Here is a 16,929-nt window from a genome sequence, read left to right as displayed (position 1 = left end):
CAAACTTTCCACCGTCTACTATAATTCCACCAAGTGTAGTTCCATGCCCTCCAATAAACTTGGTAGCAGAGTGTACAACTACATCTGCACCGTATTCTATTGGTCTTACCAAATATGGAGTTGCAAATGTATTATCTATGATAAGTGGTATTTTATTTTCATGTGCAATGTTTGCTACTTTTTCTATATCAAGTACATTTATTTTTGGATTTCCTATTGTTTCTGCATATACTGCTTTTGTTTTGTCAGTTATAGCCTTTCTTATATTTTCAGGATCATCTGGATCTACAAAAGTCACACTTATACCTAATTTTTTCAATGTTACTGAAAACAATTCATATGTTCCACCGTAAAGAGTACTTGCAGATACTATATTGTCCCCTGCACTTGCTACATTGAGTATTGAATAAAATATTGCTGCAAGCCCTGAAGCAGTAGCCAGTCCCGCAGCTCCCCCTTCAAGCTCTGCAACTCTTTTTTCAAAAACATCTTCAGTAGGGTTCATTATTCTTCCATATACATTTCCTGGTCTTTTTAATTGAAAAAAGTCTGCTGCCTCATCTGCATCCTTAAAAACATAGGAAGTAGTCTGATATATTGGAACTGCTCTTGCTCCTGTTGCCGGATCAGGAACCTGCCCTGCATGTACCTGTAATGTCTCAAATGACAATTTTCTCTCTTCGCTCATATTAATCTCTCCTTCATTTAATTATGTATTTTATAACACTTGTAATATAGATATATAAAAACTTCCTGCAGAGAAACTGCAGGAAGTAATATCCTCTTGTATCTCATCTATCAGGTTTCCCCTGCTGGAATTAGCACCAATGAATATTCTATATTCAGGTTGCCGGGCATCATAGGGCCAGTCCCTCCGCCTCTCTTGATAAGAAATCTATATTTAATTATTAGTAATTAAGTTAAATATAATATACAGTCTTTTAACTAATTTGTCAATGGACTTTCAAAATATATCAGTAGAAAATCTTCTTATAATATTTGAAATATCGTACCATATTTGATATCTTATTTAAGATTATTTATAAAATTAGGAAGATTGAAACAAGACTTGGCAATCTCCCTTGTTATGTATCTTGTAGTGTCCGGAAGTCTATTTTGATCCAGATTTAAAGGATCATATACATCAGAAGCTATAGTAAAACTCCAAAGTCCACCTGGATAACTTGGAACAAAAGCAACATAAGTTCTTACTATATTAAAATTATCTTTCAATATCTCTCTTGTATTGTTTATTATATCCATATGAAGCATTGGAGATTCACTCTGGCATACCATGACTCCATCATCATTCAAAGATTTTTTTACATTTCTATAAAATTCTTCTCCAAATAAATCCTTGGCATAACTTTCAGGATCTGGCGAATCTATAGATATAACATCATATTTTTGAGAAACATTTTTTACATATTCCACTCCATCACCAAATTTAAAATTTACTCTACTATCAAAATTTTCTCCACCACTTATTTCAGGAAGAAACTTTATACATTCTCTTGTTACAACTTCATCTAATTCTACCATATCTATAGAATCCAGTTCTCTATACTTGGAAAGTTCTCTAACCGCCCCACAATCCCCTCCGCCTATTACTAAAGCTCTTTTGGGTTTTTTATGAGTAAGCATTGGTATATGAGTTATCATCTCATTGTATATAAATCCATCTTTTGTAGTAGACTGCATTATTCCATCTAAAACCAGACATGGTCCAAATGCATTAGTATCAATTAAAGCAATTTCCTGATATTTTGATGTACAATAAGAAAGTATTTTATTCAATTTGTAAGTAATCTTCATAGTTTTCTTTTCCACTTCAAATTCTTCAAACCAAATTTCATCTTTATCAAACTTGAAATACTTAGGTAATTCACTGTTATTCATAAAATGCCTCCTGTTTATTTTATATTTATTCCATAAAAAATTTCATTAATTTCTCTTTCAAGCTTATTCAGAATATCTGTTTTTTCTTTATTGGAAACATTACCATTTTTAGTATCAAACAAATATTTAGTAAGATTCAATTCATTTATTCTCATCTTTGTATGAAATATATTTGATTGATATATGTTCATATCTATAAGATGATATTTATCAAGAATATCTTGAGATATAAAATCCTGAATAGAACTTATGTCATGATCTATGAAATGCTTTTCTCCATATATGTCCCTGGTAAATCCTCTAACTCTATAGTCTATAGTTATAACATCTGAATCAAAACTTTCAATTAAATAATTAAGTGCATTTAATGGGGATATCTTTCCACATGTTGATACATCTATGTCCACACGAAAAGTTGCAACATTATTCTGAGGATGACTTTCAGGATATGTATGTACTGTAACATGACTTTTATCAAGATGAGAAACAATATTTTTTCTAGGAGGAGTTAGGATTCCTTTATTACAACTATTATCAATCATATATATAGGAATCTCCTCTTCTGAAATAAGAATAGTTACACTTGCTCCTTGAGGATCATAGTCCTGTTTTGCCACATTTAATACACTTGCTCCAACTATTTCAGTTACATTTTTTAAAATTTCTGTAAGTCTGTCAGAGTTATACTGTTCATCTATATAATCTATATACTGCTTTCTTTCTTCTTCAGATCTAGTATAGCATACATCATAAATATTAAAACTCAAGGTTTTTGTAAGATTATTAAATCCATAAAGTTTTAGTTTGTTTTTTAGATTATTCATAATATAATTCTCATCTCTTTCATGCAGAATTCCAATTTAACAATTATAAAAATTTTAATTTTACGCATTTAAAATTTAAGCATACACTTTATATATTTAAGTTTGTATATATAATTATTTAATAAAATTTCAGGGATTATACAATTGCTATTATTAAAATTGTATTTTGGATATGAAAATTCAATACGACATTAAAATTATACAGCCATTTAATATTTCTTACAATATATAAAATTAAAAAATTTAACTAATAAAATTATTTGAGAGAAAATAAAGACCTTCAACACAATAAGTACAAAATTGTACCATTGTGTTAAAAATCTTACTGTGACAAATCTAATATATTGATTTTATCTCCGTTAATATATGATCATTCCCTTTTAACTTCATTTTTACTGTTCTTTGAAATTGTAAATAAAAATTAAAGTTCTTTCAAAGCGCTGTCAATATCTGCTATTATATCTTCCACATCCTCTATACCTACAGATAATCTTAAAAGATCTTCATATACTCCCATCTGTCGCTTTTCTTCATCAGTATTATTAGAACATATTGTAGATGAAGGATGAATTATAATTGATTTAGTATCACCTATATTTGTAAGATCCAATATCAATTTTAAATTGTTCAAAAATTTAAATGCATTTTCTTTACTTCCAAGTCTAAATGTTAGTATGCCACCAGATCCATTTTTGTAATACTTTTGAGCTAAATCATAATACCTTGAGCTCTCAAGTCCTGGATAGTTTACATCCACTATCTTATCATTATTACTTAAATATTTAGCAATGCCCAGTGCATTTTTACAGTGCTCTTTCATTCTAAGAGATAGTGTTTCCACTCCTGTAAGATTTAAAAATGCATTAAAAGGTGAAAGTGCCGGTCCAACATCTCTACCTATTGTATCTTTTAACTTAGCAGTAAACGCCATTTTACCATATTTCTTTGTATAAGGCAAAAAGTTTTCGTATCGTGGATCTGTATACTTGCTGCTTCCACTATCTACTATAATTCCACCTATAGAATTAGAAGTTCCATTTATATACTTAGAAGTAGAATGTATTACAATATCAGCACCATATTCCAGTGGTTTTATGAGATAAGGAGTGGTCATTGTGGAATCTATAATAAGAACAATATTATTATCTTTACAGAATTTTGATACAGCTCCTATATCCAAGACATCAAGTCTTGGATTTCCAATAGTTTCTGCAAAAACCAATTTTGTTTTTTTATTTATCACGGATTTCAAAGTATCCGGATTTATATTTTCAAGAAAATGAACTTTTACCCCAATGGATTTTAAATTTCTCATAAGAGTATAAGTGCCTCCATATAAACCGCTTGAGGAAACTATTTCGTCTCCACTTTCTACCATATTCATTACAGCAAGATATATAGCACTCATTCCAGATGATGCAGATGTAGCAACCATACCATTTTCTATACTTGCAATTCTTCTTTCAAAAGAAGTAACTGTAGGATTTGATATTCTAGTATATGCATACCCCATATCCTTTCCCTGAAATATCTTTTCAAGTTTTTCTGCACTTGTGTGAGCATATGCATTAGAAAGATATACTGGAGTATTAGTAGCACCTGTTCCATCCAATCTTGCATTTCCATGTATAAGTTTAGTATTAAACTTCATATTTTCACCTCAATCTATTTAAAGATGGAACAAATTAAATTTATTCCATCTTTCTCAACTAACTTCTATTTTTTCTCTACAACAAGCAAATTATAGCCTTCATAATTTGTATCTATTGAAATTATTTTATGACCCTCTTTTCTAACACTTTCGGGAACATTTTTTATTGGATCTCCATCATCTAGATAAAATCCCCTTTTTTCACCAGATTTAATCTTGGATAGCTCAATTTTGACTTTTACAAAATTTATAGGACATTTTACCCCTCTAAAATCAATAACCTTATATCCGTCTTTTTCATTATTATCTTCTTTATCATCAGCTTTAGAATCTACAACTTCTTCTTTGGGAAGTGTTATTTCAAGTTTTCCGTCCAGTGATTTGTACATAGCTTCTACTTTTTTAAACAAATATTCAACTTCAGGCAATTTATCAGATATATTAGCTAAATCCCCAAGTTTATAATCTATAAGGCTTTCAAACAACTTCTTAATTGATGACTTTACATAGCCAGGATCCACAAAATTCTTTTCAAATTCTTTGAATATCTCTCTATCCTTATTCGTATCTACTCCTCTTAATACTAGAAGTGTTCTCGCTGAGGAAACTGCTGAAGAATACAAATCTGAATCCTTTTTAGTCTGTTTGTATTTTTCAAGTGAAGATCCTGCATTTGATAAATCCAGTTTGATTACATCCATTACTCCGCTGCTGCATTCCCCAGGTCCTCTGCCTTTTAATGAAAATCGCTCACATGAACCAAAATCAAAATAAATATCTGAATCCCCTGCAAATTTCTCTATATCAGTATATTTACTAACTAATTCTTTTATATCATCATTCTTATTATCTAAGAATTCATAAAAGTCTTCATAACCTGAATCCGCTTTTAGATATGCTAGTTTATGTAGAAATTCAGGTATCTTCTTTGCTGGAATATCTCCGTACTCTTCGCCCATTTTTGCTCCACCAGAGCCTATTCTTCCTCCAAAGGATACAGAATACATTGGTATAAGGCCATTTTGTGTTCTTTTTGCTCTTCCGTGCAAACCTATCTGACCTTTTTCATGCTGAGCACATGAATTAGGACATCCTGATATATATAATCTTGGAAGGGCTTCTTTCACATTTTTGTCAACAGATTTAAACTCAGCTTTTATTCCTATCAAAAGATTTTGTGAAAGGCAAAGGCCAAGCTGGCATGTTGACGCACCTACACAAGTTAAAGAATTATCTATATTATATATAGACGTAAATTCTTTGATTATATCAAGTAGTTTTTGGGCATCATTTTCTTTTAAATCTCTTACAATAAAGCCCTGAGTATTAGTTGTTCTTATGGATATATCATAGTTAAGTTTGTCAATAAAATTAAGTACTTTGTCAAGATTATCTACATTTAAATTTCCACTTTGTGGGTGTACGTAAACGGAATAATACCCTGCTTGCTTTTGTGGGAACAATATATTTTCAAGATCTTTTGACACTTCAGCTTTTTCTACTATTTCAGCTGATTTATTTACTATAAATTCATCCGGATTTACATTTATATCAAGTTTTGACTCTGCTTTTAATTTATTTACTTCTTCATTAAATCTTTCAATAAACTTTTCTTTTCCAAGTCTTTTAACTATAAATCTTATTCGTGCCTTATGCTTGTTGGTTCTATCTCCTTCAGCTTCAAACAGGTTCTTCATGCCCTGAATATAATATAAAATATCTTTGTCAGGTATGAAGTCTTTAAGTTTTAAAGATACCTGTGGACTTCCACCAAATCCACCACCACCATACAGTTCAAAACCTCTTTTTCCATCTACAATCTTAGCTATGAATCCAAGATCAGAAATTGTAGCATTGCCAGTATCAACTCCACTATTTGAAAAAGCTATTTTATACTTTCTTGGCATATTCATTGTGGTAGGATCTTTTATTAAATAATTGGTAGCAGCCTTCATATAAGGTGTTACATCAAACACATCATCTAATGAAACCCCTGAAAGTGGTGAACACTCAATGTTTCTTACAGTATTTCCACCTGTTCCCTTTGTAATTATTCCAACTTCTATAAGAGATTTCATTATTGGATATGCATCCTCTAAATTTACACTGTGAAACTGTATATCCTGTCTTGAAGTAAATCTTACTTTACCATCAGCATATTTTCTTCCAAGTTCACTTATAACCTGAAATTGTTTTAAATTTATTACTCCACCCGGCACTCTAGTTCTCAACATATAAGTTTCTTTTTTCCTCTGTTCATAAAATCCCATAGATACTCTGAAAGCCTTAAATCTTACAGGATTTATACTTCCCTCTGCATACTGCTTTGACTTTTCTCCTATATCTTCTATAGCTTTATAGTTTTCTTGACTTATATCTATCATAAATATCAATCACTCCCAACAATTTACTTAAACAATTTCATACTTAAGCTTTTCCACATTTTTGTCCCTGTCTATTTTAAATAGGTTAAACACAGGTTCTTCCTTTTCAAGTGATAGTATTCCATACAGTATGCTTGGATCAAAAGCAAGCCTTTTGTCCTCCTCAGATGGTCTAGAAGGAGATTCTGGATGAGAATGATAATTTCCTATCATTACAAGTCCTTCATTTCTTATAGTTTTTATAGTATTGAACTGTTCTTTTGGATCCATAGAGAAATGTTCATTACTATGATCTATATTTGTCAAAGGATATACTTTTTTTATAAAAATATCCTCTCCAGATTTTTTGCCTCCTAGATATCCACAACACTCATCAGGAATTTCTCTTCTTGCCTGATCCACAATTTTCTCGTATTTCAATCTATTTATATAAATCATATTATATCACCCTTTTAAATTTCCTGTTTTCAGATCACAAGCAGCTTGTTCATAATCTATAAGATTTGTTATAGTAGGATGTTCACCGCATATACCGCATTTTTTATTTTTAGAAACCTTTATCTTTCTAAACTGCATAGTCAATGCATTATAAGTTAAAAGATATCCTGCCAAACTGTCTCCAAGGCCTAGAATGTATTTGAGTGCTTCTGTAGCCTGAAGAGATCCTATTACTCCTCCCATTACACCTAAGACACCTGCCTCTCTACAAGTTGGCACAACACCAGCTGGTGGTGGTGATTGAAATATACATCTATAACAAGGTGTTCCATTGTCAGGTATATATGTAGTTAACTGTCCCTGAAATCTTATTATTCCTCCATGTGAGAATGGTTTTTTGGCAAGAACACAAGCATCATTTATAAGAAATTTTGCTGGAAAATTATCTGTTCCATCTATTATAAAATCATAATCTTTATCCTTTATAATATCCATTATATTCGTAGAATCTGCAATTTCATTGTAGGTAATTACATTTACATCTGGATTCAATTCATTTATTGTTTCTTTTCCTGATTTAACTTTAGGTTTGTTTACATCTTTTGTCTGATGTATTATCTGTCTTTGTAGATTAGAAAGATCAACTACATCTCCATCTACAAGCCCTATAGTTCCTACACCGGCAGCAGCCAGATACATAGCAGCAGGAGCACCCAATCCACCAGTACCAATTACGAGAATCTTGGAATTCAAAAGTTTTTCCTGTCCTTCTACTCCAACTTCGGATAATATTATATGTCTTGAATATCTTTCTATTTGTTCTTCATTAAAGTCCAAAAGTTCCACCTCCCATAAAATACAAGAAATCTATCTTATCATTTTCTTTTAATGCAGTATCAGAAAATTTATCTCTGTCTACAAATTCATCATTTAATTGAACTGAAACCATATCTGGCATCTCTACATTTTCAATTTTCAAAATTTCAGTTATTGTTACTCCATCCTTTATATCTTTGTCTTCTCCATTTACTTTTATATTCATAATTTTCCTCCTAATTATAGTTATCTAAATATTTTTCCATTATTACGGCAGCAGCACCTATGGCTGCGGTATCTTCTGCAAAATATTCTTTCTTTTTAAAAATAACTTTTGTACCTTTATCCAAATGTAACTTTTCAGACACCATTTTAATACATATATCATAAAACATTTTGGAGTTTTTGGGTAAATCTCCAGTTAATATTACGACTTTTAAGTCCAGCAATTGTATGTAATTAATCAATCCTATTCCAAATGCTATTGCTGCTTCTTTTATTATACTTATTGAAAGATCATCATTTTGTTCAGCTGCAATACATATATCTTTATAATCTATATTACTTAAAGATTTATTTATAATTGTAGTGCCACCTTTACTTATTCTGGCAATAAATCTTTTTACTAAAGCATCGGTAGATGAATAAGTTTGAATACATCCATTTGAGCTATGTAAACACTCGTTGATATCCACAATCATATTTTCAAATGCGTCTTGTCCACTATTAAAAGTTCTCAAAATTTTCCCTGATAAGATTATTCCAGTTGTAATTTTGGACTCACAGTTAAAATAACCTATATTTTTAAATGCACAATTAAATTTATAAAAATATTCCAAAACAACAGATGAAATTGCTCTGTTTTCTAATATAACTGGACAATCCAACTTTTTTTGCAGAATATTTTTTATAGATATATTTTTTAAATCAGTAGCATCAACAACTGATATTCCTATACCAATAAGACTCAGATAATCAAAACTTAGATTTAAAACCATCTTGTCTATAGTTTCCAATATTTTTCTTGTAATCTTATCAGGATTATCTTTATATTCTATTTTAAATACTTCCTTACATACTATATCAATTTTTAAATTACTAAATACAATTTTTACATAATTATTATATATATCCAATCCTATTATATATGAGGCACATAGATTTATATTATACAATACAGGTCGTCTTCCTCCTGTAGAATCCCCCATAAGATATTTAATTACCATATTATTTTGCTCAAGAGGTTTCATTACACGGTTTAGGGATGTCAATTTCATTTTTGTTGCAAATGAAATTTCATTTTTTGTCATAGAACCTTTTTTTTGAAGTAAACTAAATATTCTTTTACCTTCAGTACTCAGACTGCTAAATAAGTCACAATTACAATTGACATTTATTTTTCAACCACACCTTCCCTAAACTTTTAACCATTATGGTAAAAAGACTGTAAAATAAAACTTAATAAAGTAATTTACAAACTATCATTTTATTACAACTAAAAATCAAGTAACCTAAAATTCAAAAAAGCTTTCCTGACTAAAATTACAAGAAAGCTTTTTTATTGTACTCTCTCATCTTTCAGGTATATACCTGCTGGAATTAGCACCGTTGAATAAACTTACTCAGGTTGCCGGGTATCATAGGGCCAATCCCTCTACCTCTCTTGATAAGAATTCCGTATTTAGTTATCTTAACTTTACCATATTTCAATTAAATTTTCAATATAAAAAATTATCCAATAATCTTTTACATATACTTTTCTATAACATTTTATTGACTTGACAAGTTAAATATTTTAATATTTATATATAAATATTTTTAGTTTATATAAAAAATTATTATGGGAGATAGCTAATGGAGACTGAATTACTATTAATAAGGCATGGAGAAACTAAATGGAATAAATTAGGTAAATTTCAGGGGTGTTCAGACATAGAATTAGCATCAAAGGGAGTAGAGCAAGCTGAATATTTGGGTAAAAAACTAAATGGAGACTTTGATTATATATACTCAAGTCCTTTAAAACGTGCTAAAAAAACTGCCTCAATAATAGCTAATGGAACTGGGAAAAAACCTTTAATAGTAAATGATTTACACGAAATCAACTATGGAAAATGGGAAGGATTAACTACAAAAGAAATTTTACGTAACTATAAGGAAGAATATAAAGCTTGGAGAACAGACGATATAGAGGGACCTTTATGCGGTGGAGAACTAAGTCTCAAGAATGCTTGCTTTAGAGCTAAAAATGCTATATTATCCATTGTAAAAGAACATAGAGGCAAAAAAATTGCTATGGTTGCTCATGGTGGTATTATAAAAGCGGGATTAACTGGATTATTTGATTGGAAGCTCACTATGTATCATAAAATCATACTTTTAAATACATCTGTGTCAAAAATACTTTTTGATGATAATTTAAATCCTGTAATACTTACCATAAATGATACTTCACATTTGCTTAAATAATTAGTTAAAACTATAAATATAGATATGTTCTATATTTATAGTTTCTAAGCATCTAAAAAACATAAAATACATTAATATTCATATCTTTTAAATATATAAAAAGTCAATCTGCTGCATATCAATCCCAATGCTATACCGCCCATCACATCTGTGGGATAATGCATATACAAATATAGTCTTGAAAAGGCTATTAAAACTGCTAGTATCCAAAATGCCGCCCCATATTTTTTAAAACATTCAGATAGTATACCTGCAGCTGCAAAAGCTGCCGTGGTATGTCCTGATGGGAAAGATGATGATGTTGGTTTTGAAATCAGCACATTTAATGTGTGTACAGCAATAAATGGTCTTGGTCTTTGAAATATGTGTTTTAATATAACTTCTCCAAATACAGCTCCTAAAATTATAGCCATTACAGTCATATACCCTATATGTCTATATTTTTTATTTGCTATTAATAGAATAGCTATCGCTATCCATATAATACCCATGTCTCCAAGAGATGTCACCAAAATCATTAGTTTGTCCATAATATATCCATGCATATTATTCTGTATGAATTGTAATATACTATTATCAAACTGATGTATAAAAAATGTCATATACAATTATTTCCCTTCATTTATATGTTTAATTATAAGGGAAATTATACATCAATTACGTTTAAAAAACAATTTTCTTCTTTACTGGAGAATTCTGTTTACATAATGATATGTCAATGGCTTTATCTAATACATTCAATCCATAATCCAGCTGTTCTTTTGTAATTACAAGTGGTGGTAAGAATCTAACTACATTTCCAAATAATCCTGCATTTAAGAATATTACTCCATGTTTAAAACAATATTCTGTAATTTGCTTTACAAGTTCTCCATAAGGTTCCTTTGTAACTCTATCTTTTACAAATTCCAGGCCAATCATTGAACCAAGTCCTCTTACATCTCCTATTACATCATACTTTTCTTTCATGGCATTAAGCCTTTTAATTATATATTCTCCCATTTTCCTAGATTTATCACAAAGCTTATCATTTTTTATTTTTTCTATAACTTTAAGTGCTGCTACACATCCAAGTGGACTTCCTCCATAAGTTCCTCCAATGCCTCCTACACAGGCTGCATCCATAATTTCAGCTTTTCCTACAACTGCACTCAATGGAATTCCATTTGCAATAGACTTGGACATTGTTACGATATCTGCCTCTACGTCAAAATGTTCATGAGCAAATAATTTACCCGTTCTAGCAAAACCTGCTTGTACTTCATCTATAATAAACACTATACCATTTTCATTACATATTTCCTGAAGTATTTTAAAATACTCTTTTGGAGGTACTACAAACCCCCCTTCTCCCTGTACTGGTTCTGCTATTAAACAAGCTATCATATCACTTGATATTACCGTCTTTAGCATTGTTCTGAGTTTTTCAGCGCATGCAATTCCACATTCAGGATATTTACATCCAAGTGGACATCTGTAACAATATGCTGCATCCGTTTTATATGTTTCTGTTGAAAATGGGCCAAAGCCATTTTTATAAGGTTTATATTTACTTGTTATTGACATAGTCATGTTAGTCCTACCATGAAAAGAACCTTGAAGCGAAATAACTCCAGCTTTTTTTGTATATGCTCTTGCTATTTTGATTGCATTTTCAACTGCTTCAGCTCCACTATTAGCAAACATGGCTTTTTTAGCATAATCTCCAGGTGTAACTTCCACAAGTTTTTCTGCCAAATTAATATAAGGTTCATACATATTCACATGAAAACTTGGATGAATATATTTATCAAGTTGAGCCTTTACAGCTTCTACAACTCCATCATCTCTATGTCCAATATTTTGCACTCCTATAGCTCCTGCAAAATCAACAAATACATTTCCATCTATATCTTTTATAAGAGCACCTTTAGCCTCATCTACAAATATAGGTGCAGAACATCCAACTCCCTTAGCTACATATTTTTGTCGTTTTGAAATAAGCTCTTTTGATTTAGGTCCAGGAATTTCAGTTACAATCTTAGCACTATTTTCTTTAATCATATCAATCCCTCCAAATATTATATTTATAATAATTATTTCATAATGAATAGCAATAATAATTAAATTAATTTCATTAAATTAATTAATAATTTATTAATTTATCAACTAATTTATATATAATTTATCATATTATCAATAATATTTGTATATGTAAAAGATACAATTATAAGCACTCTTATTTGTATTTTAAGTACACATTATAAGTTTTTAATTTTAAAAGCAATACTAAAGTTTAATAAATTCTCCATATCTTTGAGATCACAGTCCAATATCTCCTCTATTCTTTTAATTCTATATTTTAATGTATTCTTATGAATAAAAAGTACATTTGCAGTTTTAATCAAATTACAATTTTGCTTAATATATTCGTTTAAGGTCCTTACCAACTTTGTAGTATTTTTCTTATCATATTCAACTAGTTTTCCAAGTACCTCATAATAAAATTTTTTCATTTCCTGCATGTTGTCTATTTCAAACAATAATCTATATACACCAATATCATTATAATTGCATATATAACTTTTATCTTTTGTAACTTTCAAAATTTTCAATGCCTTTTTAGCATTATCAATACTTTCTTTAAACTTTCCTAATTCACTGCAGTAAGTTCCAATACCAATGCTTATTTTTAGTCCTTTTATCCTAGAATGTATATTTTTTATTATTTCTTCTGCAATATTATTCATTTTCTTTTCTATTTCCTGCTCCACAGGTATCATAATAATAATAATATTGTTTTCAGATATACGAATCGTATTTTCATTATATCTGTTCATAATATTTACTATGACCTGATTGATTTGCTGCACAGTTCTAAATACAATTTCTTCGTCCCATATACCATTATTCATAGCAAACTTTGTGAAATTATTTACACTCACTACAAATGAACAATACCGCTTACTCGAATTATATCCATAGAACATAGCCCTATTTACAGTTTCTTCATTACATTCTAGATCACCGGATAATATATTTTTCATAAAACTGTTCATTGATTCCTGCTCTATTCTATTCAGGAAAATTGCCTTACATATACTCTGACTTATATCAATTAATCTTAATTCAAAAGGAAGCTCAAATATAGGAAAATCCAAAGAATCTGCAAGTTTAATAGCTTCTAAAGGAGTCTTATCAATATAAGGTCCTATATTTATTACAAGCCCAGATGCATTTTTAAAATTTAAATCTGTAATAAGCTTTAAAAGTGTATTCATATCTTGGTCCATATCCATAAGGACTCCTGTTATGAGAATTAATTCTCCTCCTTTTAACCAATCTATATATTCGGGATTCTCCATAAAATGCACCCACTTTATTACCCTATCCAATCCATTCTTTCCCGCCACCAATTTTAATTTATTTGCATAATTCAAAGTTTTTATATTTCCACAATTAATTATCATAATTATTAAACATCTCCAAATATTTTATAGTTATGATTCAATTATAATATAAATTTTTACAAATTTATTCTTTAATATAATAAAAATAGATACCCCAAAATAAAATTTGAGATATCTATTTTTATTTTATTATTTTCAACTTTGTTTTATTTTCGCTGTTCTACCTTTTACAAGTCCCTGTACAGCAATCATAACTAGAGTAATAGCAATTAATATAGTAGACACTGCAGCTATATCTGGAGTTATATTATTCCTCATACTTTCCCACATAGCCACTGGTAATGTCTTGGTATTAGCACCAGCTATAAACATAGTAACAGTTACCTCATCAATTGATGTACTAAACGCAAATATTGCAGCAGATAATATAGACGCCTTGATTTGAGGCAATGTAATGCTGAAAAACACATTAATGGACCTAGAACCCAGACCCATTGCTGCTAATTCAGTATTTCTATCCACTGTTTTTAAACCTGTCATTACAGTTACAAATACCATAGGTATAGCCAGCAAAGTATGTGATAGTACTATTCCTGGTATAGTATCAGTTAATCTCAATGGTGAAAATGTATTATACAATGCTATACTAACTATGATAACAGGAATAACCATTGGCATAACCATAAATGCCATGAAAATATCTTTATACTTAAATTTAAGCCTTGTAACAGCAGCAGCTGCCATAGTTCCTATAATAAGTGACAATATTACTGTTAGAGCAGCTACACCTAAACTTCTAACAAAACACTCTATCCATTGACTGTTATTGAAAAATGCATGATACCATTGTGTTGAAAAACTTGGTGGTGGAAATTTAAAATAGCTTAACGAAGTAAATGACAATGGTATTAAAACAAACACAGGTGCTATAAGAAAAAATAGTACAAAAACTACAATTATAGGGAGCCACATTATGATTCATCTCCTATCATATGATTTCTTTTCATTATTAAACCCAATACTATTAAAAGTGCCATAGTAATAATAAAAAGTACTAATGCAAGTGATGCAGCCAAAGGCCAGTTCAATGTAGCACTTATATTATTTTGTATAAGAGTAGAAATCAGCATATTTTGTGAACCTCCCAACAGAGATGGAGTAATAAAATATCCTAAGGATAAAACAAATACAAGTATTGATCCAGATAAAATTCCTGGAATAGATAATGGGAAAAACACCTGCCAAAAAGCTTTAATAGGCTTAGCCCCCATAATTTGTGCTACCTGCACCAATTGCATATCTATATTTTCCATAGATGAATATATATTTAGTACCATAAAAGGGAATAGAACATGTACCATACCAATTGTCACAGATTTAGTATTATATAATAAATGTAATGGCTTATTTATTAATCCAATATGAATTAATAATGTATTTAATATACCTTGATCTTGTAAAATTATTATCCATGAAAAAGTACGTACTAGTAAGCTTATCCAGAAAGGTATCATAATAATTAAAAGAACTACCTTTTTAGCTCTGACGGATTTTGTTTTAACAATAAAGTAAGCTACGGGATAAGATAAAATAATTGATAGTACGGTTACAATAACTCCTGTTTTTAAAGTAAGTAATATTACTTGCATATAAATTTTCTGTGTGAAAACTTGCGATAAATATTGTAATGTAAATCCATTCTGATCTATAAAACTTAATTTAAACAATTTTATCATAGGGATAAATGCAAAGGCTACAACAAAAAGCAAAGGCAATAAAATCAATATATATTTTGGATCAAGCAAACTATAAAGCTTATTCTTAGTTGAGCCATTTTCCAACATCAATTCCTGTTTATTTAAATTTTCATTCATCATATTTTTATACCTCCCAATCTTATAGGTTAACTCCTTATATTTATTAATACTCTGAGATTATACTTACTAAATAAAACCTCAGAGTACCAATATAATTTTGTTTAATTAATTAACCATTTTTGAAAACGCTCGTCTACAGAATTATAGTTGTCAGCCCACCAATTAATATCTACAACAATTTGTTTTTTGGATTTATCTGAATCAGACTTTCCAATACTCTTTTTTCTATCTTCTGACAACAAGCTTAATGCTTTAGAATTAGTAGGTGCATAATCAATTAATTTTGAAAATTCTGCCTGCTGCTCTGGAGTACTCATATAAGCAATAAATTTCATAGCTAAATCTTTATGTTTTGCTCCTTTTGGCACCACCCATGAATCTCCACATACTAAGGATTCATTATATTCTACATCCTCTGGTGATCCTTGACTCTTAGCTGTAGTAATACGTCCATTCCAAGCTGCTGCTGCAGTAACATCTCCACTAGCAAGAGCTTGTGGAGGCTGAGCTCCTGTAGCCCACCAAATTTTAACATTGCTCTTTATTTTATCAAGACTTTTAAAAGCTCTATCTACATCAAGTGGATACAAATTCTCAGGTTTAACACCATCTGCCAAAAGTGCACTTTCTAAAGTTGCCAAAGGATATTTCCACATTGAACGATCACCCGGGAATTTCTTTGTATCCCAAAATTCAGCCCAAGTTTGTGGATGATTAGCCTTGGAAAAACTATTAGTATTATACGCTAAAGCTACATTAAAAGTATCTGATCCTATACCATAATCATTTACAAAACTCTTATCAATATCATCCTTTTTAATTACATTATAGTCCAACTTTTCAAGTAATCCCTGTTTTCCACCTCTTACAGAAAAATCAGAATCCACATTCACTACATCCCATTCTACATTTCCCGATTGTACCATAGCCTTTAATTTGCCATAGTCAGTTGGATTTACAACAGTTATTTTAACTCCATATTTTTTCTCAAATGATTGATAATTTGCTTTATTCCTTGCATCTGAATAAGCTCCACCCCAATCAACAACAACTAAACTTTTATCACCATCTGCCTGATTTTTTGAAGAACTTCCACATCCTGAAAAATTTAAAAGCACTAACATAATACCGATTAAACATAAAATCTTCTTTTTCATAAGCTTTTCTCCTTTATCAAATTTT

The 16,929-nt window shown here is 30.0% G+C and carries 16 protein-coding genes and 2 riboswitches; of the genes, 1 reads left to right on the top strand and 15 read right to left on the bottom strand.

From position 1 onward, the window contains the following. The 9 genes from J418_RS0110635 to J418_RS0110595 all read right to left on the bottom strand — a co-directional run. Window positions 1-688 (bottom strand): aminotransferase class V-fold PLP-dependent enzyme (locus J418_RS0110635; RefSeq protein WP_017895553.1); only part of this gene is annotated, 688 nt, incomplete at its 3' end. Window positions 689-788: 100 nt separating this feature from the next. Beyond that, a riboswitch (SAM riboswitch) is annotated at window positions 789-893 on the bottom strand. A gap of 133 nt (window positions 894-1,026) precedes the next feature. Beyond that, window positions 1,027-1,899: a polyamine aminopropyltransferase gene (speE, locus tag J418_RS0110630; protein ID WP_017752392.1), complete on the bottom strand. Its 873-nt coding sequence runs from the start codon at window positions 1,897-1,899 to the stop codon at window positions 1,027-1,029. Between the two features lie 14 nt (window positions 1,900-1,913). Next, a complete protein-coding gene (speD, locus tag J418_RS0110625; protein ID WP_182915970.1) occupies window positions 1,914-2,726 on the bottom strand; it encodes an adenosylmethionine decarboxylase in 813 nt (270 codons plus the stop codon). Window positions 2,727-3,144: 418 nt separating this feature from the next. Continuing rightward, the gene (locus tag J418_RS0110620) at window positions 3,145-4,374 is read right to left on the bottom strand and encodes an O-acetylhomoserine aminocarboxypropyltransferase/cysteine synthase family protein (RefSeq protein WP_017895552.1); all 1,230 of its coding nucleotides are present in this window, start codon (window positions 4,372-4,374) and stop codon (window positions 3,145-3,147) included. Window positions 4,375-4,439: 65 nt separating this feature from the next. Next, the gene (locus tag J418_RS0110615) at window positions 4,440-6,758 is read right to left on the bottom strand and encodes a sulfurtransferase TusA family protein (RefSeq protein WP_017895551.1); all 2,319 of its coding nucleotides are present in this window, start codon (window positions 6,756-6,758) and stop codon (window positions 4,440-4,442) included. Window positions 6,759-6,785: 27 nt separating this feature from the next. Further along, window positions 6,786-7,196 (bottom strand): M67 family metallopeptidase, encoded by a 411-nt coding sequence (locus J418_RS0110610; RefSeq protein WP_017753046.1) that lies wholly within the window; start codon window positions 7,194-7,196, stop codon window positions 6,786-6,788. A 6-nt stretch (window positions 7,197-7,202) separates the two neighbouring features. Continuing rightward, window positions 7,203-8,033, bottom strand: coding sequence for a HesA/MoeB/ThiF family protein (locus J418_RS0110605; RefSeq protein WP_017753045.1), 831 nt, complete (start codon window positions 8,031-8,033; stop codon window positions 7,203-7,205). Further along, window positions 8,023-8,238, bottom strand: a complete 216-nt coding sequence (gene thiS, locus J418_RS0110600; protein ID WP_017753044.1) for a sulfur carrier protein ThiS — start codon at window positions 8,236-8,238, stop codon at window positions 8,023-8,025. The genes J418_RS0110605 and thiS overlap by 11 nt, the downstream gene beginning before the upstream one ends. 10 nt (window positions 8,239-8,248) lie before the next feature. Continuing rightward, window positions 8,249-9,322: an ROK family protein gene (locus tag J418_RS0110595; protein WP_017753043.1), complete on the bottom strand. Its 1,074-nt coding sequence runs from the start codon at window positions 9,320-9,322 to the stop codon at window positions 8,249-8,251. Window positions 9,323-9,580: 258 nt separating this feature from the next. Next, window positions 9,581-9,685: riboswitch (SAM riboswitch) on the bottom strand. 181 nt (window positions 9,686-9,866) lie between these two features. Between J418_RS0110595 and J418_RS0110590 the strand changes: the two genes are divergently transcribed. Next, on the top strand, window positions 9,867-10,481 hold the full coding sequence (locus J418_RS0110590; RefSeq protein WP_017895550.1) for a histidine phosphatase family protein: 615 nt from the start codon (window positions 9,867-9,869) through the stop codon (window positions 10,479-10,481). A 71-nt stretch (window positions 10,482-10,552) separates the two neighbouring features. On the opposite strand, the gene J418_RS0110585 is transcribed toward J418_RS0110590, so the two are convergent. The 6 genes from J418_RS0110585 to J418_RS0110560 form a co-directional block, all read right to left on the bottom strand. Then, on the bottom strand, window positions 10,553-11,083 hold the full coding sequence (locus tag J418_RS0110585) for a phosphatase PAP2 family protein (RefSeq protein WP_023625168.1): 531 nt from the start codon (window positions 11,081-11,083) through the stop codon (window positions 10,553-10,555). Window positions 11,084-11,144: 61 nt separating this feature from the next. After that, window positions 11,145-12,524: a 4-aminobutyrate--2-oxoglutarate transaminase gene (gabT, locus tag J418_RS0110580; protein WP_017753040.1), complete on the bottom strand. Its 1,380-nt coding sequence runs from the start codon at window positions 12,522-12,524 to the stop codon at window positions 11,145-11,147. 197 nt (window positions 12,525-12,721) lie between these two features. After that, the gene (locus J418_RS0110575; RefSeq protein ID WP_017753039.1) at window positions 12,722-13,930 is read right to left on the bottom strand and encodes a PucR family transcriptional regulator; all 1,209 of its coding nucleotides are present in this window, start codon (window positions 13,928-13,930) and stop codon (window positions 12,722-12,724) included. Between the two features lie 135 nt (window positions 13,931-14,065). After that, window positions 14,066-14,842, bottom strand: a complete 777-nt coding sequence (locus J418_RS0110570; protein WP_017753038.1) for an ABC transporter permease — start codon at window positions 14,840-14,842, stop codon at window positions 14,066-14,068. Further along, entirely contained in the window at window positions 14,842-15,747 is a 906-nt protein-coding gene (locus J418_RS0110565; protein ID WP_017753037.1) for an ABC transporter permease, read from the bottom strand. The genes J418_RS0110570 and J418_RS0110565 overlap by 1 nt, the downstream gene beginning before the upstream one ends. Before the next feature lie 101 nt (window positions 15,748-15,848). After that, window positions 15,849-16,904, bottom strand: coding sequence for an ABC transporter substrate-binding protein (locus J418_RS0110560; protein ID WP_017895549.1), 1,056 nt, complete (start codon window positions 16,902-16,904; stop codon window positions 15,849-15,851). Window positions 16,905-16,929 lie beyond the last annotated feature (25 nt).

Origin of the sequence: Clostridium tyrobutyricum DSM 2637 = ATCC 25755 = JCM 11008 (assembly GCF_000359585.1) — a bacterium.
Lineage (GTDB): Bacteria > Bacillota > Clostridia > Clostridiales > Clostridiaceae > Clostridium_B > Clostridium_B tyrobutyricum.
Note: the sequence above shows the minus strand (reverse complement) of the source record. Positions and strands in the feature narration are given on the sequence as shown.